Origin of the sequence: Cytobacillus oceanisediminis 2691 (genome assembly GCF_007678455.1) — a bacterium.
Classification (GTDB): Bacteria; Bacillota; Bacilli; order Bacillales; family Cytobacillaceae; genus Mesobacillus; species Mesobacillus oceanisediminis_A.
Map to the genome: position 1 here is coordinate 254,026 of NZ_VEEP01000003.1, position 21,056 is coordinate 275,081.

22 protein-coding genes and 2 pseudogenes are annotated in these 21,056 nt (G+C 39.8%); 3 read left to right on the top strand and 21 right to left on the bottom strand.

The window, feature by feature from the left end; all coding sequences use genetic code 11:
• Positions 1-131: 131 nt before the first annotated feature.
• Positions 132-665, bottom strand: coding sequence for a P-loop nucleotide/nucleoside kinase family protein (locus FS736_RS07635; RefSeq protein WP_144475788.1), 534 nt, complete (start codon positions 663-665; stop codon positions 132-134).
• A gap of 113 nt (positions 666-778) precedes the next feature.
• Between FS736_RS07635 and FS736_RS07640 the strand changes: the two genes are divergently transcribed.
• Positions 779-1,399 carry an NAD(P)-dependent oxidoreductase gene (locus FS736_RS07640; RefSeq protein ID WP_144475789.1) on the top strand — a complete coding sequence of 207 codons (621 nt, stop codon included), beginning with the start codon at positions 779-781 and terminating at the stop codon, positions 1,397-1,399.
• A gap of 116 nt (positions 1,400-1,515) precedes the next feature.
• Here the strand turns inward: FS736_RS07640 and FS736_RS07645 are convergent, their stop codons facing one another.
• From FS736_RS07645 to FS736_RS24805, 6 genes and pseudogenes are all read right to left on the bottom strand, one after another.
• The gene (locus FS736_RS07645; RefSeq protein WP_144475790.1) at positions 1,516-1,719 is read right to left on the bottom strand and encodes a hypothetical protein; all 204 of its coding nucleotides are present in this window, start codon (positions 1,717-1,719) and stop codon (positions 1,516-1,518) included.
• An 87-nt stretch (positions 1,720-1,806) separates the two neighbouring features.
• Positions 1,807-2,214, bottom strand: a complete 408-nt coding sequence (locus tag FS736_RS07650) for a DUF4362 domain-containing protein (RefSeq protein ID WP_144475791.1) — start codon at positions 2,212-2,214, stop codon at positions 1,807-1,809.
• A 304-nt stretch (positions 2,215-2,518) separates the two neighbouring features.
• Positions 2,519-3,442, bottom strand: a complete 924-nt coding sequence (locus FS736_RS07655) for a DNA/RNA non-specific endonuclease (RefSeq protein ID WP_144475792.1) — start codon at positions 3,440-3,442, stop codon at positions 2,519-2,521.
• A gap of 210 nt (positions 3,443-3,652) precedes the next feature.
• Positions 3,653-3,781: pseudogene (locus FS736_RS24220) on the bottom strand (excalibur calcium-binding domain-containing protein); the annotation flags it as partial.
• 413 nt (positions 3,782-4,194) lie between these two features.
• Complete coding sequence (locus FS736_RS07665; protein WP_144475794.1) at positions 4,195-4,719, bottom strand: ribonuclease H-like YkuK family protein; 525 nt, start codon at positions 4,717-4,719, stop codon at positions 4,195-4,197.
• Positions 4,720-5,254: 535 nt separating this feature from the next.
• Positions 5,255-5,350: a putative holin-like toxin gene (locus FS736_RS24805; protein ID WP_222125062.1), complete on the bottom strand. Its 96-nt coding sequence runs from the start codon at positions 5,348-5,350 to the stop codon at positions 5,255-5,257.
• 254 nt (positions 5,351-5,604) lie between these two features.
• Between FS736_RS24805 and FS736_RS07670 the strand changes: the two genes are divergently transcribed.
• The gene (locus FS736_RS07670; protein ID WP_144475795.1) at positions 5,605-6,549 is read left to right on the top strand and encodes an aldo/keto reductase family protein; all 945 of its coding nucleotides are present in this window, start codon (positions 5,605-5,607) and stop codon (positions 6,547-6,549) included.
• A 251-nt stretch (positions 6,550-6,800) separates the two neighbouring features.
• Here FS736_RS07670 and FS736_RS07675 read toward each other — a convergent pair whose 3' ends face one another.
• From FS736_RS07675 to FS736_RS07725, 11 genes are all read right to left on the bottom strand, one after another.
• Positions 6,801-7,643 carry an STAS domain-containing protein gene (locus FS736_RS07675; RefSeq protein ID WP_144475796.1) on the bottom strand — a complete coding sequence of 281 codons (843 nt, stop codon included), beginning with the start codon at positions 7,641-7,643 and terminating at the stop codon, positions 6,801-6,803.
• Between the two features lie 316 nt (positions 7,644-7,959).
• Positions 7,960-9,420, bottom strand: a complete 1,461-nt coding sequence (locus FS736_RS07680; RefSeq protein WP_144475797.1) for a substrate-binding domain-containing protein — start codon at positions 9,418-9,420, stop codon at positions 7,960-7,962.
• Between the two features lie 149 nt (positions 9,421-9,569).
• Complete coding sequence (locus FS736_RS07685; RefSeq protein WP_144475798.1) at positions 9,570-10,718, bottom strand: M20 metallopeptidase family protein; 1,149 nt, start codon at positions 10,716-10,718, stop codon at positions 9,570-9,572.
• Between the two features lie 304 nt (positions 10,719-11,022).
• Complete coding sequence (locus FS736_RS25405) at positions 11,023-11,979, bottom strand: methyl-accepting chemotaxis protein (RefSeq protein WP_144475799.1); 957 nt, start codon at positions 11,977-11,979, stop codon at positions 11,023-11,025.
• A 169-nt stretch (positions 11,980-12,148) separates the two neighbouring features.
• On the bottom strand, positions 12,149-12,886 hold the full coding sequence (locus tag FS736_RS07695) for a phosphatase PAP2 family protein (protein WP_144475800.1): 738 nt from the start codon (positions 12,884-12,886) through the stop codon (positions 12,149-12,151).
• A gap of 97 nt (positions 12,887-12,983) precedes the next feature.
• Complete coding sequence (locus tag FS736_RS07700; RefSeq protein ID WP_144475801.1) at positions 12,984-13,811, bottom strand: STAS domain-containing protein; 828 nt, start codon at positions 13,809-13,811, stop codon at positions 12,984-12,986.
• Positions 13,812-13,976: 165 nt separating this feature from the next.
• Positions 13,977-14,471: a DMT family transporter gene (locus FS736_RS07705; protein WP_144475802.1), complete on the bottom strand. Its 495-nt coding sequence runs from the start codon at positions 14,469-14,471 to the stop codon at positions 13,977-13,979.
• 18 nt (positions 14,472-14,489) lie between these two features.
• Positions 14,490-15,179, bottom strand: coding sequence for a Crp/Fnr family transcriptional regulator (locus FS736_RS07710; protein WP_395883509.1), 690 nt, complete (start codon positions 15,177-15,179; stop codon positions 14,490-14,492).
• 27 nt (positions 15,180-15,206) lie between these two features.
• Positions 15,207-15,632 carry a DMT family transporter gene (locus FS736_RS07715; RefSeq protein ID WP_144475804.1) on the bottom strand — a complete coding sequence of 142 codons (426 nt, stop codon included), beginning with the start codon at positions 15,630-15,632 and terminating at the stop codon, positions 15,207-15,209.
• Positions 15,633-15,764: 132 nt separating this feature from the next.
• On the bottom strand, positions 15,765-16,784 hold the full coding sequence (locus FS736_RS07720; RefSeq protein WP_144475805.1) for an STAS domain-containing protein: 1,020 nt from the start codon (positions 16,782-16,784) through the stop codon (positions 15,765-15,767).
• A gap of 176 nt (positions 16,785-16,960) precedes the next feature.
• On the bottom strand, positions 16,961-17,137 hold the full coding sequence (locus FS736_RS07725) for an amino acid transporter (protein ID WP_144475806.1): 177 nt from the start codon (positions 17,135-17,137) through the stop codon (positions 16,961-16,963).
• A 302-nt stretch (positions 17,138-17,439) separates the two neighbouring features.
• Between FS736_RS07725 and FS736_RS25460 the strand changes: the two are divergent.
• Positions 17,440-17,577: pseudogene (locus FS736_RS25460) on the top strand (PCYCGC motif-containing (lipo)protein); the annotation flags it as partial.
• A 98-nt stretch (positions 17,578-17,675) separates the two neighbouring features.
• Here FS736_RS25460 and FS736_RS07735 read toward each other — a convergent pair.
• The 3 genes from FS736_RS07735 to FS736_RS07745 form a co-directional block, all read right to left on the bottom strand.
• Entirely contained in the window at positions 17,676-18,188 is a 513-nt protein-coding gene (locus FS736_RS07735) for a hypothetical protein (RefSeq protein WP_144475807.1), read from the bottom strand.
• Between the two features lie 831 nt (positions 18,189-19,019).
• Positions 19,020-20,027 carry a FecCD family ABC transporter permease gene (locus FS736_RS07740; RefSeq protein WP_144475808.1) on the bottom strand — a complete coding sequence of 336 codons (1,008 nt, stop codon included), beginning with the start codon at positions 20,025-20,027 and terminating at the stop codon, positions 19,020-19,022.
• Entirely contained in the window at positions 20,024-21,031 is a 1,008-nt protein-coding gene (locus FS736_RS07745) for a FecCD family ABC transporter permease (RefSeq protein WP_186326717.1), read from the bottom strand. Before FS736_RS07745 ends, FS736_RS07740 begins: the two co-directional genes overlap by 4 nt.
• Between the last annotated feature and the right edge of the window lie 25 nt (positions 21,032-21,056).

Here is a 21,056-nt window from a genome sequence, read left to right on the forward strand (position 1 = left end):
TCCTCGTAAGTTTTTGAAGCAATAAAACCTGTAAAAGTAAGTGTTTTATAATGATGCGATTATTCAATAAGAATAATCGCATCTTCCCTTTTTAGCGGGAGTTACGTGTAAAGAAGTTTTATTAGAATGCTTCAATTTTCAATTACAATTTCTCCTTCACCTACTGGTATTTCAAAACCACTAAGGTAGTCAGTTAATATCTGTTCTGTGATAGTAAAGGCAGCATTTGCATCAAAACGTTGGCTTCGTAACTTAAGTCGTTCACGCAAATCGTTTGGATGGACTTTCAAATAGATTAGTTTCCATTCACCGCCAGCCTCTTCAATTATCTGTTTATATTGGTTCCTTCTTGAACGTTGCCAGAAACTAAAGTCAATTACCACCTGTCGTTTATCCTGAACTAACTCTACTAGTTGATTCCTTAATTTTCTTTCTGCATTTTCCTTGTATTCCTCATAATTTTCAACTGGGTAATCAATGCCATACCGACCATTAGTAGCCCAAATTTCTTCATCGATTGAAAGACGTACAAATCCTTGTTTTTCTATTTGCTGGGCTAATGTAGTTTTACCGGAACCTGCTACCCCACACATCATTATTACTAAAGAGGTATTACCGTCTCGTTCAAGATTTATCAGGCCATCTAAATATAATTTCTTAAACATCGGCGTACTCCCCCTTATTTACAACTTTAATTAAATTTACTCACCCGTTTTAAGCAAACAATAAAATGGCCTTTATAGTAAAATATTAGTACTTTAAAAAAGGAGCTCAACGTATGAATATATTAGTTTTAGGTGCAACTGGTCGAGTTGGAAGTCAGATAGTTTCTTTTGCTCTTCTCGACAGACATCATGTTACTGTTTTAGTCCGCACTCCAGAGAAAATCGAAATAAATAATGAAAATTTAACTATTATTCAAGGGAATGTTTTAAATAAAGAAGATATAGTACAGGCAATGCATGGGATTGATGTGGTAATCAGTGCGTTAAATACTGATGGCATATCCACTTTATCAGAAAGTATGCCATTAATTATTGAAGCAATGGAAAACGAAGGTATTAATCGAATAATAACGGTTGGAACTGCAGGTATTCTGCAAAGCAGAATTACCCCAGCAATTCTCCGTTATCAATCAACTGAATCAAAGCGGAAGTCAACTCGTGCTGCCGAAGAACATCATAAAGTTTACGATCTGCTCAAACAATCTAAGCTCGAATGGACTATTGTCTGTCCTACTTACTTGCCAATTGGAGAACGGCTAGGCAAATATCGAATAAGCAGAGACTTTTTGCCAGAGGGTGGAACCGAAATATCTGTACAGGATACAGCAGAATTTACTTATAAGCAAATAAGTACAAACGACTATAAAAAATCGCGAGTAGGAATCGCATATTAGTAATTCTAATACTACTTATCATTGGAAATAATTTCGAAAAAGGAAGCGCAATTTTCTGCTTCCTTTAATACTTTTTTATAAGTAAACTTAATATGGGTATAGCCAAACTTTTTCCGTTAACCTTTTATAACATTTAAAATAATCAGAAATATTTTTTCGTCATTAAATTCCCCTATATTTATCACCTGATGTACTTCGACCTTTTCACCTTCTTTTAAGCTTACTAAATTTATGGCAGATTCTATTGCCTTTGTAAAAGAAAAGTCTTCGTAAACCCTCTTAATTGCCCATTCAATAAATATCTGGTTATTAATCCTCAACTATTATTACCTCATTTCATAAGTTTTAGGCGTAATTGAGGTTTTCGAATTTTAAACTGTGATTCCTTATAGAAAACCTAACTTTGTTCAATTACCCTCTGCCAAGTGATATGGTATTTTATACCCTTCGCATCCCATGATGGTATATTTGTTTCCTGCAAATGAAATGTTCTTGCAAGTAAAAGTGCTTATCTCACCACTGCCAAACTCATCTCTGGTCGAATCGTTTGTAACTTCTAGTTGCTCTCCGTTATATTTTAAATCAGTTAGAATTGGGTCTCCTTCCTTCGTGTAATTAACTACACGAATATGATCCTTTTGCCCAGTTTCTGTGTTATTAATAAAGTCTTTTAATCTAGTTTCATTAACTAGTCCATCACTGTTTCTATTCACAATGTCAGATTCTGTAGGAACATAGTTTTTCTCTATATCCCCACACCCCACAATCAACAAAAAGATCATACTAATAGCTATAAAAAACAAATATCTTCTCATAAATTTCCCTCCAATCCATCAGCCATTAAAAGAAAGTTCCACTTCTTAATTTACATCCACTTTTACACTTCACTACAACTATACATCTATTACCAACTTAATATTAACATATATATCCATTTATGATTTCAGAAGCATTTATATGTATTCATATTCATCTTAAGTGGGAAGTTAATAAAAAAACTCGTCAAGACTGACGAGTTGATTTCCTTGTTTACTTTGCTATCCGCTTGTTCTTATTTTAGCCACTATTTACATAACACTTAAAAAATATCCCTATGTTCAGGCTCGGAATTCCAGGGGCTTACTCTCCTACCATCCCGTCCTTATCAGCATCGTGCATATATGGGTATAACCAATGATCACTCGTTATTGGCATACTGAAACCTGCTGCTTTGGCTTCTTTAATCGTCACCTGTCCATTACCGTCAGTATCAACACTAGAAACATCATCGTTTGTGTTGGAACTATTTGAATCAGAAGGATCACTGCCTGTTAAACCAAGTGATGCGTTTACTTCATCTGGGTTCACATTATCAAATTTATCAATGATCTTGTTACCCATTAAAGTATAGGTATACTGATAGCTGGAAGGAATCTGGGTTTCCGTATTCGGATATGTGATAATTGCTTCAAAATCAGTGGCTCCACCAGCGCTACGGATCACCTCTTCCATATAAGCTTGATCACCATGTCGGTTGAGAGTAATATCTTGCGGTGTAATATTATAAGCATTCGATACCCCTCCGAGAGAATCAGCAATGATGTGTCCTTCATCTAAAACGTCACTTTCAACACCTGGAACCTTTGCTTCGTCAGAATAGTATCGTCCAGAAGATAATACAGGTTCGTTACGGTCATCTTGTAGAATGATTTCATCAGCAATGACACGCACTAGTTGACCGTATTCATTAGTAAATGCCCAATATTCACGTTCCCCATAACCAATATCAACGACGACATTAGGTTCACGATATCCAGACAAAACACCGCCATCAACTTCAATAAGTTTGTAGCCTGAGAACAGCTCATTATTTTGTTGGGATGGCGTTTCCTCCACATCAACATCCGTAGTGTTAGTTTCTTCTTTTTCACTATTTGTATTAACTGTGGTTACTTCTTGTGGATCTGTTTCTCGATCCGTATCCGATGCATCTTCTACATTGGTACAACCAACCATAGAGATAATCGTTATAAGTAAGATTAAATAGTTCAATTTCTTTTTCATTTAGGACTCTCCTGTAATTGTTTCCTATAATCATTCTATAACTCTTGGAATGTAAACATACTTAACTTCATAAACCTATTGATTATATTATAATCCAAGATTAACTTAATTACAGTAGTGTTCAGTATGAAGAATCACATCAAGGAAATAAATATCTAATCTCTTTATTTGAGAACGAATTATTCATGGATATTTTAAAGTGATAGTTAATTATCTTTCACAAGCAAAATTATCTTTATCTCTATCCATTTTAGGTTGATAGGCTGGATGATCAGCAGGCACACCATTTGGATATTTTTTTCTTAGTTCAGTGCAATTGGCAAAGACCTCTGATCCCCCACTTGAGGCTGCTTCTGCCTTTGCTTTGGCCTCTGCTTCTGCCTTTGCTTTAGCTTCTGCTTCTGCCTTCGCTTTGGCTTCTGCTTCTGCCTTTGCTTTAGCTTCTGCTTCTGCCTTCGCTTTGGCCTCCGCTTCTGCCTTCGCTTTGGCCTCCGCTTCTGCCTTCATTTTGGCCTCCGCTTCTGCCTTCATTTTGGCTTCTGCTTCTGCCATTGCTTTGGTTTCTGACTTTGCTTTATCATCAGAACTTTTCTCCTCACTCTTATCCTCTGCTTTGGAGGCCTTCGAACTTTCAGATGAACAAGCACCTAAACTAAAAATTAAAAATAAAACCAACAAACCTACTAAATACTTTTTCAATTAAATAACCCCCATAATTTTTTTCTATCATTGAATAATAAAGTGAACACCCCTTATTTCGTATATCTGTTCGCATAACTGGAGGCCACAAATGAATCAGGCTTTATTTGTGCTTCGAGCCCGACCGATTCGATACGCTTAATCATTTCATGCACATATATTCTCGTTTTATTTTTTGCCCCCAGGCCCAGATCCAAATGTCCCACCATCTTGAAACTGGCACCTTTTTTAACATATGGAAGCAATAGGTCGATTATTTGTTTTTGTTTTTGCGGAGTGAACATGCAGGCAACTTCTTGCGTGAAGTTTGTTTCCAACGAAATCTTCTCCTGCAAGGCTTCAATTTTTCTTCCTATATCAACTGAACGGTAGCAAGCCCATACACCTTTTCCTTCACGTTGTATGACAACTCCTGTGATGAAACGGGTGTAGGAACCATGCACTTGAGAGTCGGTGCCAATGATTAATCTGTGGTTGCCATTTGGCTGCACTTTGATGAACGACAATATATGCTGGAAGACCTCTTCAAAATCCATATTCCGTTTTGACAAATTCTGAAAACCTTGTTGAAGTTTCATTTCATTCACCTGCAATTCGGAGAATAGTCGTACTCATTTATATGCTACGATAGAGGTGGATATCAGCATTTCTGCTTCTTTATAATCTGATTCAATGATGAAGCATGTCGTTCGCCAAGATATTTACTTTACTCCTTCAAAATAACTATAGTTACTAAAAGGTCATATATTAAAAAAGCTTCCGGATGCAACCGGAAACTTAATATACAGCATCTGCTTGAAGTGCAGAGGCCATCATGTTGAATGAGAAGTGACCAACGCAAACTATTGGCGTTGCAGGGTAGGTCATTTCTTTTTGTTTGCAGAAATACCTAATGCGAGTACGTAAAATAATCACAATCTCATGGCAACTTAATGCCATAATATTTACTTTTCGATTTAAAACTGTTTATAATATACATGAATAGTCCATATATTAAAAAAGAGCTTCCGGGTGCAACCGGAAACTCAGGTGTACAGCTAGCTGCTTGAAGTGCAGCGGCCACTACTTGAATAAGAAATGATCTACTCAAACAATTGGCGTTGCAGGGGTAGGTCATTTCTTTTTGTTTGCAGAAATACCTAATGCGACTACGGCAATGACTATAGTTGCAAAACTAATCATCATTTTCATTGCTTCGTACGTAACCATCAGCGGCACCCCCTTTCCTAAGAAAGTGAGGAATGGCCGCTGCCCACCCCGCATTTACTGTACCTAGATAATTATACCATAGGAATGTACGTTCGCACATAATGCAAACATTGTCTTATGTCTACTAAATAATAACCATTTCAAAATACGATAGGTCTCCTTTCTTTCGATTTCCGAAGAAAAAAATAGACCTGTCATCCTTCCTGTTTTATAGTGTAAGTATTAAGTAAATTCTAAAAACAGGAGGTTTTTACATGGAATATCGCCGCTTAGGGAACACGGGGTTGAAAGTAAGTGAAATTAGTCTTGGCAGCTGGCTTACATATGGCGGGTATGTGGAAGAGCAAAATGCGGTTGATTCGATTGATTTAGCGTATGAATCTGGAATCAATTTCTTTGATACTGCAAATGTCTATATCCGGGGCGAGGCTGAAAGAGTGGTCGGCAAAGCATTGTCCAAATACCCTAGAAGTTCGTATGTACTAGCAACAAAGGTATTTGGAAAAATGGGTGATGGCCCGAACGATCAGGGGCTTTCACGCAAGCATATCATTGAGCAATGCGATGCAAGCCTGAAGAGGCTAGGAATGGATTACATTGATATCTATTATTGCCACCGATACCATCAGGAAACCCCGCTGGAAGAAACATTGCGTGCTCTTGATGATTTGGTAAGACAGGGAAAGGTATTTTATCTTGGTGTCAGCGAATGGACAGCTGAACAAATTACCGAAGCGGTCCATCTTGCTGATAAAAAGCTTCTAGATAGAATTGTCGTCAACCAGCCGAATTACAGCATGCTGCACCGTAACATAGAAAATGAGATCATCCCTGTCAGCGAAAAGCATGGGATTGGCCAGGTTGTTTTCTCTCCACTAGCACAAGGTGTGCTCACAGGAAAGTACTCAAAAGACCAGATGGCACCTGAAGGCAGCCGAGCAGCACAGCAGAATACAAATATGTCCCACATCCTTACACAACAAAACCTTGAAAAAGTGGAACAGTTAAAATCCGTGGCAGCTGAAGAAAATTTAAGTTTAGCACAGCTCTCTATTGCATGGATTTTAAGACAGCCAAACGTGTCAAGTGCAATTGTAGGTGCAAGCCGCCCACAACAGCTAGAGGAAAACGTAAAAGCCTCAGGCGTGAAATTGTCAAATGATGTTCTAGATAGAATCAATGAAATCCTTAACGGGTAATAGAATACAAAAAACCAAAGGCTTCGTTTTCACTCGTGAATCCTTTGGTTTATTTTTTATGGTTCAAAGAGATCTTTGGTCTTCAAAAGGTATACCTTTAATCCTGTTTCGACCTGGGTTTTAGGCTTGCTCAACAAACATGACTGAAATAAGCACCCTGTTTATAGTCCACCATTTCCTGAATGGATCTAATTGCTTTCAGAAGCCGGTACCTTTTATCGATCTTCTATTAGTACTAGCTATAATTTAATCTACCGACCAACCTTCTGCAATGCTTGCTGCAATGAGTTAAAGGTCCTTACCCCTTTTAAATCGATGCCAAGCTGGACAGATGTCATGGCTACCTCCGGTTTAATACCTGAAAGAACCGTTTCAATGCCAAGAAGGGATGACACCTGAATGATGGAGTAAATTTGCTGTGCTACCATTGTATCAACAACGGGAACGCCTGATAAATCAATATATAACCTGTCCACTTCCTTCTCGATGCATTTGGCTGGAACAGTCTCCAATATCTTTTTTGCCCTTTCGGTATCTATATCCCCTATCAGCGGCAAGACAGCACTCGTATCTCCTAACGGAATAATCGGGGCACCTAATTCAGTGATTAAATCATGCTGGGCTTTCATCCGATCCCTTGTGATGAGATAGTATTTTTTCGAAAATTCCTGGATCAACAAATCAAATGCCGAATGAATCGATTGATTCCAGTTTAGTATATGCTGCTTGGTAATGACATCTCCCTGTTCAGTGACATAGGAGCCAAAAAAATCCATTATGACTATTCGAAAGCGGTGGACAGCTTCAAGCACTTCATAAATGGGAGTTCCTAAATCTGCCCGACTCTGCGCCACCATCGCTGCCCATTGTTCGTGATTTTCATGATATTCTTTCTTATCATCCAGTAATGAGCTGGCGATTGTCTTTGTAGTCAAAGCGTTCTGCTCCCTCAAAAGCATTTCGTACTTTTGATCAGCATCAGCAGAATAGATGGAATCTGCCCTTTTCTCTCTCATCTGTAACCATTGATCAGCTAGTGCCGTTTTATTTTCCATAAGTGCTTTATACAATTCTTCATTCCAATTTTTTGTCATTGGGTACCCCTATTTTCTCCATAAAATTCGTATGTAAATGTAATTGATCCTTTTGTTTGTTAATTCATTTCTTTCAAAAAGGATATGTGTGGCGGATATTCGATTATGTAAAGCTTCTCTGTAAATTACACGAATTTAGGAATATCTGAATACTATTGATTTTACTAGATAAGGTAAATGGTGTCTAATTAAGCAGAATGTTCATTGACAACGCAAAGCCTATAATAAAACACTTACAGACAGTATCTCGAAAAGAGTCTATTTACGACCATAAAGAAAGGCTGTAACCTCGCTACTTGGTTCAGCCTTTAATTGTTTATTCTCCATAAGGAATATATCCTACTTCTTCAACTAAATATTGTCCCTGGGGGCCCTGCATCCATTCAAGCATCGGTTTGATTGTCTTTTTCGGATTATCTTTTACTGTAATCGCGTATAGATTGACGACATATGGATAGGTACCGTTTGCAATATTATCTTTTGATGGCTCGACCCCGTCAATAGAGAGTAGCTTGATTTTTTCATTCGGATTCATGCCTGTAGCAAAAAAACGGAATGAATAACCTAATGAACGTTTATAGTTCCGATAGTTTGCCACTTCCTCCATCAGATCTCCCATCCCTGCTACCTCTTCTTTCAAAGCTGGCATTAACGGCGCATCCCTCATGAATTTTATCATGATCGTCTGGCTGCCGGAATCCGCTGGCCGCTGGAACGCAAGGATTTTCTCATCAATTCCGCCAATTTCACTCCAGTTGGTGATCCTGCCAGAATAGATCGATCGGATATTTTCCGATGATAAATCATTAATCGGATTTTTTTCATTTACGAAAAATACAAACGCTTCCTTTCCAATCGGTGTTAGTACGAGTTCCTTCCCTTTATTTTCAGCCAGACTTTGCTGCGCCGCTGATGGCTGGGCACCGAAAAAGATGTCCACCTCACCAGACAGTAGTCTTTCATATGCATAAATCGTATTGGTGAAACTCACAATCTCCTCACCAGTAGGAAGTGTGGACTTGACAGAAATGTTTTTATATGTAGCATTCGCGAAGGCTGAATAAACGGGAAAAGCAGCCTCTGCCCCATCGAGCACCGGCATCTCATTAAGGTTTTCCACCGTGAAGCTTTCTGGTTCTTTTAGCTTTGGGAGCTTGTTATTCGGATTGCTGACAGTATACGGCTCCAGGTCTACACTGGAAAAACCGTTCCCATACTCGAAGCCATACGACGGTGGCAAAACGTGCTTTGCCCTTTCCATGTAGATTGCGCCGCTAATGGCAAAGAAGACGAGGAGGAGTGAAATGCTTCCCCCCATGTAAATCTTGTTGATAGGTACCTTCGTATTTTTTCGCCGCTCTGCTATGAAAAAGCCAACTAAAAAGAAGAGATAATAAGCAAACGGGACCGCAAACGCAAATAGGAATTTACCCATCATAGCAGAAATAAAAGTGTTCGGCAGGAATGGGAATAGAGCGAATACGAAAAGAGACCAAATATCATGTCCGAAGAAACCTTTCGATCCAATCATCCCTATAGTGGCAAGTAAAACTGTTATAAAGAGCGGCACATAAACGGGAAGATATCGTGCATAAAAGCTTTCGGCACTGGATCTTTTTGCATGATAAATACCTGTGGCTAGTCCAGTGATTGAGACAATCAAAAGCAAAGCTGCCGGTCCAATTTTCTCAATCGGTAAAACACCTATCCCCAAGAACGACAGAAAAATCGGCACAACCACAATATAGACAATTAAAGAACTTACATCTTTTTTCATGTCCCCACATCCCTAACGATTATTTATTTAGTGTAATTTTACACTAAATAAATAATTTGGTAAATAAGAAAATGGTTAGAAATTTTGAAAATGGAAAATTAAAGGCAAAATCAATTTTAAATTGATTTTGCCCGTTTTGTTTCAACGCACTAGTTATAAGCCTTAACGATCTCAACAAACAATTTGATTGCGATCGGCAATGCGTCTTCATCTATATCAAACTTCGGATGATGATGCGGGTAGGCGCTTTTTTCACTTCCTATGCCGACAAATACGAAAGCTCCTGGTTTATGAAGAAGATAATGTGAGAAATCTTCTGCTCCCATACCTGGCAGGACAAGCTCGAATTGGTCATCGCCATAAGAAGATTGGATGACATGTTCGACAAAACTGCTTTGTTTTACATCGTTAACCAGTGGAGGTGTCCCCAAAATGAATTCGACTTTTCCCTTTGCCCCAAATGCCGAACAGATCCCTTCGGTAAGCTTTTCAATCTGTGAGCGCATCGTCTGGACTGCTTCAAGAGTTAAGCCTCGAACCGTTCCATGAAGCGAGGCGGAACCGGGGATTATATTATAGGTAGAACCGGCTTCAATTTTTCCGATGGTAATAACACCCGGTGTAATGGGATTAAGCTTTCTGCTGACGATTCCGTGCAGAGCCTGCATGACATGGGACGCCACATAAATCGGATCCACCGTTTCGTGCGGTGATGCCCCGTGCCCGCCATAGCCCTCAATCGTAATTTCAAAATCATCGCAAGAAGCCATTTGCGGTCCATGTGCTAGACCAAGCTTTCCCATTTTCATTCCTTGCCATAAATGGAGGCCAAAAATCGCATCCACACCTTCCAGAACTCCCTGATTGACCAGATATTCCGCTCCACTTGGCGTGATTTCCTCTGATGACTGGAAAATAAGCAGAATATTGTGGTCTACGGCTTGCCTGTTGTTGACTATCCATTCCGCCACTGCAAGCAGCACGGCTGTATGGCCATCATGCCCGCATGTATGTGCGACGCCCGGATTCTTTGACAGATAAGGTTTATCTCCCCCCTCCTGCATCGGTAAAGCATCAATGTCCGCCCTTAATGCAAGTGTCTTTTCTCCGGTTATTCCTTTTATATACCCAACAACACTCGGAGGCTCGAAGTCCAATATCTTAATTCCCAGAGCCTCAAGCCTGTTTCGAATATACTTACTAGTTTCATATTCCTCACCAGATAACTCCGGATTCTGATGTAGATAACGACGGTCCTGCACCGCCTGCTTTATTAGGTGATCCGATAAAAATGACATCCCTTTTGTCCCCCTATGTATCTATTTCTACTAATTTATAAATATACATAACAATAATGTAATTATACATCTTTGTTTTTAATAATTGAATAGGAAATCATAATAGGGGACACACCATTGGTGTTGGATGTTTTAATAGTTTTCTCTCCTGTTATTTTGACCGAAGATGATTTTACATCGGACATTTCCTTGCTAGTACACCGGGATTTTGTCCGCAGAAAATCTTACTTCAGACAAAGCTTTGTTGCTACCAACAGAAAAAGGCGACAGTACTTTCCTGTCGCATGTGTTGAATCTTCTATTTTTATAAATTAAAACTCTCAATCTGCTTATTCGTTTCTTCCAGTTTTATGTCCACTTTACTTGCTTCTTCTATATGTTGCTGAATCAATTCGTTTACCTGGTCAAACAGGATTTTTGTTTGAGTAAGTTCATCCATTACCTGGTGTGAGCTGTCCTTCTGATGCTCGATCTCCACGATAACTTCTCCAACTTCTGACTCTACTTCCTGGATGACCGAGGATATGTATTCCATGCCAGCTGATGCTTTCTTGCTTAAATGAATGCTTTGGTGAATTAAATTTGCGCTGGACGTTGCTGAATTCATGTTTTCCTCTATTTCATTCTGGATGTTGGCTGTTAGCAAACCGATATCATCCGTGCTTTTAGCTGTATTCTCGGCAAGCTTGCGAACCTCTTCGGCTACCACCGCAAAACCTTTGCCATGCTCTCCTGCCCTCGCTGCCTCAATCGATGCATTCAAAGCAAGGAGATTGGTCTGATCGGCAATTTCCTTTATGACCTTGACAATCATTTCGATTTCCCTAGAGCGTTCATTCAATTTCTTCATATTCTGGAATGCCTGATCTGAAATTTCCCCGACGCGATTAATCAGTTGTTCGACCTGCCTGACCATTTCGCCGCCCTCAGCAGACTTCAGAACCATCTCTTTTGATGAACTGATTAATCCGTGGCCTTTACTAGCAAGCCCTGCTGCATGATGGACAGAATCCTGACTAATCTCATTCACTTTATCAAAGTGGGTTTTTATCTGACCGACCATACTCCCCATTACATAATGTTGATCATTAACCAGTTCATGCTGAGAAATCGTGTTCCCCAATTCCCGCGCGAATTTTTCCATAAAAGCCTGAAAAAAAGCTTCCTTTTCTCCAAACTGGACATACAATTCGTCTACTTTATTTTGAAGTGCTTGTTTTTCCCCTTGCGCTACCTTTAACCGCTTTAACGATGTCAGCATTCTATCTTCCCACGCTTTCTCCCTATTTGCATGAATTTATAGCAACAACACCTCTTGGAAGTTGTGATATTTATCACACTACCCAAAGAACTGGCCACTATTCTAGTAACCAGCTAAAAAAACTCGGTCTATACCGCGCAAAATAGGGACCATTCACAGTAAAATCCTATTATAATTTTTGATTCAACTGTCGGCCAATAAACTCTTTAAATGCCCTTATTGGTTTCCTTTGTGAAGCACTTCTCCACTTTACGTACTCCAATGCCAGAATACATAAAATCAGCCAGATGCCACCAGCGAGATAGCCGGCAATGACGTCGCTCGGATAATGCGCCCCAAGATAAATCCTGCTGATCCCGATTAGGATAGTAATCAGTCCGCATAGGTAAAAAGCGGTCCATTTGATTCTTTTTTTCAAATCGGAACGAAGCAGATAGTAACCCAGGAATCCGTAAAAAAGCAAGGAACCCATGGAGTGTCCGCTCGGAAAACTGTACCCGATTGCGTCTATTGTTTCATCGATGGCAGGCCTTTCCCTTCCAAAGTAAAGTTTCAGCAGCTTCGTCAGCAGGCCTCCTCCTCCAATGGCAGTGATAAAAAATACAATGCTCCATTTGTCTCTCTTTTTTAACCATAAGAATGAGAGAAATAGTATTGAGAAAAGAGTCAGAAACCAAATCGAACCTGATTCGGTGATCCAAAACATGATTCCATCCAGCAAGTCAGTGGCAAACCGATTGAAAAATCCAATGATACTGCTATCGAAACTTTCTACTTCGGATTCGAGCATTTCCTCCGCTAGATTTGCGAATAAGTAGAGAAAAGCGATGGATGTACCCAGACCTGCAGCGATCAAAAAAACGGGGAGAAGTGTATTTTTCGCTTTTGTTTTCTTGTGTTCATTCATTTAATTGTTCCCTCCAATCTACACAAATGAAATTCCCTTTTTAAAATGAAGACAAACAAAAAACAGCAGCTTAGCCAACTGCCGTTCGTTCTTCTTGTTATTTTCCATAGGATAAAATTGCCTGTTGGACGGTTCCGTAAGTGTCCAGTTTGGAAAAATCGATGCCGGTATTAATAACGTCAATTGCGAGGTCTGCCCGAATTCCTGTAAGCATCGTCTCGATTCCAATCAGTTTCAGGACTTTATGGATATTGAAAATCCGTGCTGCAATTTCTCCATCAATTGTAGCAATCCCGGAAAAGTCGATGATCAGCGTTTTGATTCTCAGCTCACTGATTTTGGGGATCACATGAGTCATGATATAGTCGCTTCGTTCAAAATCGAATTCGCCAATGAGCGGCAGAATTGCCATGCCCTTTTCAATCGGGACAATTGGCGATGAAAGCTCAGTAATGGTTTGCTCATTCTTTTTGTTCATCGTTTTTGTTTGTCTTTCTCGTTCGATAATCGTTTCAGTGATGCTTAAATCCAGCAGATAACTGAGACGGTTATTGACAAAAACAATCTCTTCAGTCGAAAGTCCTTCGCCAATCGACACTTTCGTCAACATTTCAATCAGCTGCAGACGCGTTTCCGCATACGGTTTAATGATGCTCTCAAGCTCTTGGGTTGCGTACTGAGCTTGTTTTTCTTTGATCTGTTTTTGTTCATACCATTGATTGAACCTCTCTGCGACCATCTCATTCGAAAGATTAAGTGTCTCCCCGAGAAACCCAAGGAATTCCGTGTTCGTCTTTATGGACTCGGAAACTAATTCGTCAGGCAGTTCTATGTCAAGTTTTTTCAAATTATAGTCAGTAATTTCCTTACTGATCTTTTCAGCATTTTTAATAAGGTATCGGGAGAATCTTTCGAATGGGTTCACTTTTTCAGCTCCTAATATTTGGTCCGTTTTTTCTTTTAAAAATTATACCATGTTTGTATCGTTAGATAATAATTTTAACTAAGCAAATTAAAAATAAAAGAAAAAGACAAAAATAATACGACAGTGCAAAAACTGTCGTAGATAAATTCTCTTATAAAAAAATGATTATAATATTTCCGCTTTTTTTCGCTGGTTTACGGGAACAGCAGCTTCTTTTTCTCCTCTTCCTTCACTCCATTTAAAAACGATGACGCCTGCTAATATGATTAGAACTCCTAGCAATTGCTTTTCGGTAAAAGGAACTTTTTCGAGTCCCATCCAGCCAAGTGAATCCCATAATACTGCAAATCCGAGTTGAGATGTCAGCACGATGGAGATGGCGAATGTCGGTCCCAGAAACCGGATTGCCTGCACAATTCCAGTTATAACTCCAATTCCCAGAAAACCGCTGAACCAATACCACCCTTGCATATTTGCCAAATTAAAAATCTCCCTGCCTTCAAAAAACAGGCCGATGAAGAAGGAGGCCAGAGAACCGAGCCCTAACACCAAGGTTGTGGTCGCCCAGGATCCTGCTTTTTCATTGACCTTGCTGTTGAAGATATTTTGCATGCCGACAAGCGCACCTGCAATTATGGCGGATAATAAACCTATTAACATTTTATAGCCTCCCATTTATCACTCATAAAGATTTTCCTTTGCTGCCAACTTCAGTCCTTCCAAATTTTTGATCAGGATCGTCCCCTTGTTTCGTTCTACCAGTCCGGCAGCACTGAATTGCTTGATGACCCGATTCAGGTGTCTGTAACTCGTTCCAATCAGATTGGCGATATCAGTGAGGTTGGATGTGCTGACATTTCCATTTACTAGTGCGTCATTTTCATCATAAGCGACTGATACAAGATAACTTGCTAACCGTGTCTCTACCGGGTACATAATATTATGGCGCATGAATTGTGATTTGATATAGAATTTCCGTGTAATGATTTCAAGCAAAAATTGTATGAATGGCGGATGATTCTTCAAGAATTGTCTGGCAGCACTTTGCTTTACTCCGATCATGATGACTGGAGTCACAGCTTCCACGGTATTGATAGTGTCGATTTCCTGGACATACTCAATATCCCCTATCACTTCGAGTGGCGTTTTAAACGACAGAATCAGTGTCTTTCCCTCTTCTGAAGTGGTATAAATCTTCACCTTTCCTTTAACCAGGATATATAAGAACTCAGCAGCCTCTCCCTGAGAGCAAATCAATTCCCCTTTATTAAAATGGTAAAGTGATAAGTAAGGAAGGATTTCTTCATTAAACAAAGGAGCAATCTCATCCAATCGTAAAAAGTCATTAAGTTGGTCAATATTTACCATTTTCACATCCTCAATCCTTCCCTTTTGTTACATACCGAGAATCATCACCCCGGCAACCATCAGGGTAATACCGATGATTTGCGACATCTTCATTTTTTGCTTTTTAACATCGAACCAACCATTCTTGTCAATTAAGACCGTCATTCCAAGCTGGGAAATCAACATAGCAGAGACGGTCAGGGTGACACCTATATAATGGATGGCTGTTACATTCCCGAATACGACAATCGCTCCAAATGTACCACCAATTAAATAAAGTGGTCGTACCTTCGAAAATCCGTGGAACTTCCCTTTCCCAGAAAACAATAAAATAACTAAGGCCAATAAGAACCCTGCAAATTGGGTAATCGTCGCCGTTTGCCATGTGCCAATATCCTGGCTGATTCTTGAATTGGCTACCCCTTGCAAAGTGATGAAAGCTCCTCCTAAAACCGCAAAAACAATACCCTTCATTTACTTTTCTCCTTAATCCTAATGTATATGTTCATTAAAAGACAGATTAGAGTTTACAGGAAGGACATATGTCCCAAACTTTAAAGTAAAAAAGGCTGAACCAGGAGCCAAATTCTCCAGTCCAGCCATTTTTCATTTCTTTTTCACCAATTCATACCCATTTTGCTGGATGGCGTATTCTACGCCTTGCTGCAGGCTGGAAAAGGATTGGATTCCATCAAGATTAATGTTTGATCTTAAGATTTGAATGCTCAGCTCTGATGAAACACCAACGATGAAACATTTGGCGCCAATCAGGCGGATTGCCTGGATCAATTTTTGTATTCCATGAATGGAATAACTATCGACCTGCTTGATTCCAGTTAAATCGATCAGCAAATATTTAGCCTTCAGTCTGGTGACTTCAGTAAGTGATTTCTCTAACATGTTGCTGACCCGTTCTTCGTTATACTTGCCAATTAACGGGATAACAAGAATATCCTTTAGTACAGGAATAATTGGGGAAGAAAGCTCTTGAACCAATGAGGACAGCTCTTCGGTCCGCTCCTTTACCTTGTTCTCCAGGTCGATTATGCTCTCCTGGTCTTTCTTTCTAGCTAATAAATGAATATTTTGCGAAATCGTAATGTCCGATGGGAAAATTTCCACTTCATCATATTCATGACCGTGCAGCTGGCTCTTCGTCATTTTGTACCACATATCCTGCTGAAATAGTCCGCTGAAAATGCCAGCCCAATGACTTGGAAGCAGAACGCCCACTTTATTTTTATCAGCGAGTTTAAAAATCCGGTGCTCCCAGCTGTTCCGGATTCTCACAACAGCCCTTTTTTCTTCATAAGAGTAATCATGAATCTCAAAAACTCCCCAACCAGCACTCTTATATATATCACTATATTCATTTAAAAGCTCGACGACATCAGTTCTGCCTTCATAATACGAGCTTACAAGATGTCCCATTCGATACCCGGTCACTTCATAGACAGTCTTCGAGACATCATTTCCGGATATTTCTTCAATCGTTTTCAGAAACAGCTCAATCGCCGAATCCCAGAACAACAAAGCAGGTGCTCCATCAAATGTAAGCTCTCCTCCCAGGCTATTCCAAACGAACTCATTTTTATTAACTTTTAACTGATAATTAGGATTCCCCATATTTCGACTCCCTTAATATTCGGCTTAGTACCATTCTATATGAACGATTTGGAAGAATCCAGTGGACCAAGATGCTCCTGGAAAGTTCTTAAATATAATGACCTCTAAATGGACCGATTAATTCATACTTAAATTCCACCAAAAAAGCGCATAAAAGCAGCTTGCATTGGATGTAGCTATGTGAACAGCTTAGCAATGATGATAAACAAAATGGAAAGCGAAAAGAAACTAATCATGGCATACCCAAAATACCTAAAAGGCTTCGGTAACTTTTTTAGATCTACATCCGCAGGGTATCCTTCGATTTTACTCATGTGGTCCAGAGCGTCATTAATTGGCTTTTTATTCTGCATGTCACCCACTCCTTTATGATTCAAGTCCTCTTTAACACTATTCGTGGTTAAAGAGGCATATCCTTCTCTATTCCTAATTATTTCAAGAAGGTGATTTAGGTATGCTGAAACCTCAACTCATCCAACTATTCAGAATAGAAGCATTGAACCTTGGTATTCTTATAGTAAAATAGCAACTTTTTAAAAAAAGAAGGTTCAGTGAAGAAATTACGTCAATTACTGGCTGTTCTTCGACAAAGTATAACCCCGATCAGTGCTGCCATTCAAATGCTGACCATCAAGAACAAGCTAGCTGGCGGGCCTGTGTGGACATAGCCCTTGAGGCTAAATCAGAATTTGAAAAAGGGACAAATAACAAGACATTTCGTCATATGATCGATAAAAAATACGAAGGCACAGAGATGGATTCTACACCTGCCCCTATGCCTGACGAAGTGTAAAACACGCTAATCTTTAGCGTGTTTCTTGTTTTCTTTCATCATCGCTAATTCAACAGACCTCCCCTGTATTTGTTAAAAAGGGATTCTGCAAAACAGTGTCAATGAGTTGTTGTCCATTTGGAAGGATGTTTCTTTTCAATAAAGTCTGCAAGCCAAATGTTAGCGGTAAAAACAACCAAATAAACCACAAAGGATAACAACAAGTTCCAGCCGGTGTATGTAAAAACATGAAATTTAACAGAAATCCATTCAAGCATTATAGCGATTCCGGACCAAAAAACGATATAAGATATAAGTTTTACTCCTTTGGGTTTGAAAAAATGATAAAAGTTCACTACAAAATAAGGCAGAGTAGGATACGTTACAAAGTGCAATAATTCATCAAATAGTTCATGTGTGTTATGGTCGATCGTATAGTATAATTCATAAGGTTTTACACTTAGGGTTATATCAGCAGTCAAAGCAAGAAAGACATTAAACAGCCAAATGATAATGATGGTTACTATAGACAAGTATCTAGGTAATTTATACATTAGAGCCAAAGTAAGAACGGTAGAACAGAGGATAAAAATCTCATTAGCATCAAATTTCTCAGGAAGAGGTAAAATCATATCGTTTCCTCCTCTTCTTTATTAATGAATTTTTCTAAGTAAAAGGAAAAGAGCGCCAATAAAATAATAATCAGACTATATCTCAAATAGGAATAAAACCCATTCCACTCAACCCATTGTAAATATTTTATATGGACAAAATATATTTCAATTGAAACAAGTGCTGTTAAAAAGATTAAAGAATAAATTGATTTTCTAAAAATAGTTCTATTAGAGAACAAAATATAGATTAACCATATAAGTAAGGCAGGCTTGAGAGTTAACTCGGGAATTTTTTGAGTCCAAAAAATTAAATGACTTGATGGGTCTTGCTTGGTTAATTTTAAATTTAAATTAATGATTAAACCTGTATTTGTGATAAGAATATTGGATAAAAAATAACAGCCCCAGAAGTTCGTGACGTTCATTCTCTTGGTCAAGAAGTACAGGGAGGTTAATGACAAGATTGCCAATATCAAAAAAAGCACAACCGTATGCATTTAGTCACCATCTTTGATTACTTTTCATTAATTTATGCATAAATGACCGAATTAAACGGTTTCTAGAGAAATACTCAAAAAAGAAAAAATATCTCCCTCAAATTGAAATTTTGCAATTCTTGTCTTACTTCCACTATAACTTTAGCTAATTCAATTCTGCCTTCGGTATCGTATCTTTTGTGCATCTGTTCTAATACATAATCCACACACATATTTTTCAGGTTCTTAAGCGGCCAGAATAGCAAATTTTGTGCCTATTGCAGGGTTCTAGCCCTTTTATCTATATGCAAAAGGACGTTGAAAGTCTAGTTTCGACGCCCTTCTACCTGAGTTTAGCAAAAGTCTCAGCCAACTATTTTTTTAGAAGTAAATTCACAAAGTACGGTGCACCTATCAACGCAGTCATGATTCCTGCAGGGATACCTTCTGGTTCCAAGAGGTTTCTGCCGATCGTGTCTGCGAACAGTAACAGCCATCCGCCAATCAGTACTGCTATTGGCAGGAACAATTGGTTTCGCGGACCAATCAATGCTTTCGCAAGGTGCGGTGCCATCAATCCTATGAACGCGATCCCACCTGTGACTGAAACAGCCGAAGCGGCCAGGGCAACAGCTGTTAGCAGCAGAACGATTCTTTCTTTTTCAATCGATACTCCCACTCCAACGGCAACAGGATCGCTTAAGCTCAGAAGGTTCAAGCGATTGGCCTTATAGATTGTGAACGGAATCAGGATCAGCAGCCATGGCAAAAGGGCCACGATGAACGGCCAGTCTGTTCCCCAAATGTTTCCGGCAAGCCAGCGGGCGATGAAATCTACCTTTTGTCTTTCAGCTGCTGAAATAACCACAATCATTGCACCTGACAATGCCATCGAAAATCCTATTCCTACGAGAATCAATCTTACCGGCTGAAGGCCGATTCCCTTTTTATACGAGAATAAATAGATCAGTACAGCCGTCAGCAACGCGCCAGTATAAGCAACTATGGGCAGCATATAGGCAAATGAAGCAGCGTCGATTGGGAAAAAGAGAAAGAAAACGGCAATTCCCAGTCCTGCTCCGGAGTTGATTCCGATGATTCCTGGATCAGCTAGATCATTCCGGGTCAATCCCTGTAAAATCGATCCCGAAATTGCCAGTGCCATACCGGCAAGGAGCGTCACGATAATTCTTGGCAGTCTAATCTCAAACAAAACAAACTCTTCTTTAAAGGTGCCATTCCCGAATATTGTCGGCAAAATCCGGTCATACGAGACGGAGGAATAGCCGAGACCCAGACTGGTAATTATAGTTAATATTATTAAAACAATTAAAGTCGCAACTATGATTCTTTGTTTTTTTATAATAGACGGATGGATCATGTGAAGCTGTTCCCTCCTTTACGGACAATGAACAGGAAGAACGGCAGTCCGAGCATGGCAATAATCGCGTAGATCGGTGTCTCATAAGGAGCGTTGATTGTTCGCCCCACCGTATCTGCGATGAGCATGAACGAGGCGCCGAATAAGGCTGACACCGGCAGGACAAATCGATAATCTGTTCCGACAATCATCCTGACGATATGCGGGACCATCAGACCGATAAACGCCATATTCCCTACTAGCGCAACAGAGGATCCTGCGAGTAAAACAATCACGATGAATAATACCAGTTTAATCAAATTTGTCTTCTGTCCAAGTCCTACTGCCACTTCTTCACTCAAGCTTAAAATTGTCAATTGCCTCGATAAATATAAAGAAACGAGCATCCCAATCACTATGAACGGAATAATGATTTTCAGCTGAGTCCATGAAGTGCCCATCAGGCCGCCGGCTGTCCACATCGAGACATCTTTTGAGATTTTGAAATATAGACCGATTCCCTCGGCGACCGCGAACAAAAAGGCCGAGACAGCGGCACCAGCCAGGACAATCCGAAAAGGAGAAAATCCGCCCTTCTTCAATGCGCCAATCCCAAAAACAAGCACTACACCGACAGCTGCACCAATAAAACAAGCAATCGTAATAGCCAGGTAGCCAGCTCCAGGACTAAGCGCCATAACCAGTGCCAATGCTGCATTCGCACCTGCTGTAAGTCCCAGCAATCCCGGATCAGCCAATGGGTTTCTCGTCAATCCCTGCATGATCGCACCAGCTACAGATAGGGCAGAGCCGACAAAAATCGCCGCAACCTCTCTCGGCAGACGAATCTCCCGGATCATGGTAATTGTATCTGTTTTAATAGTTGAAGTAAGCGCCAGCCAGATCTCCTTGATGTTCGTATCAGCTGCACCAAAAACCATGGCAGTCATGAAACTTGCGGCCAGGACGAGGATTCCGGCAACGCACTTTATTAGCATGGGGAGAGAGCTGTTTTGGTTGATCATATGCATCTCATCTTTCTGATAGCAA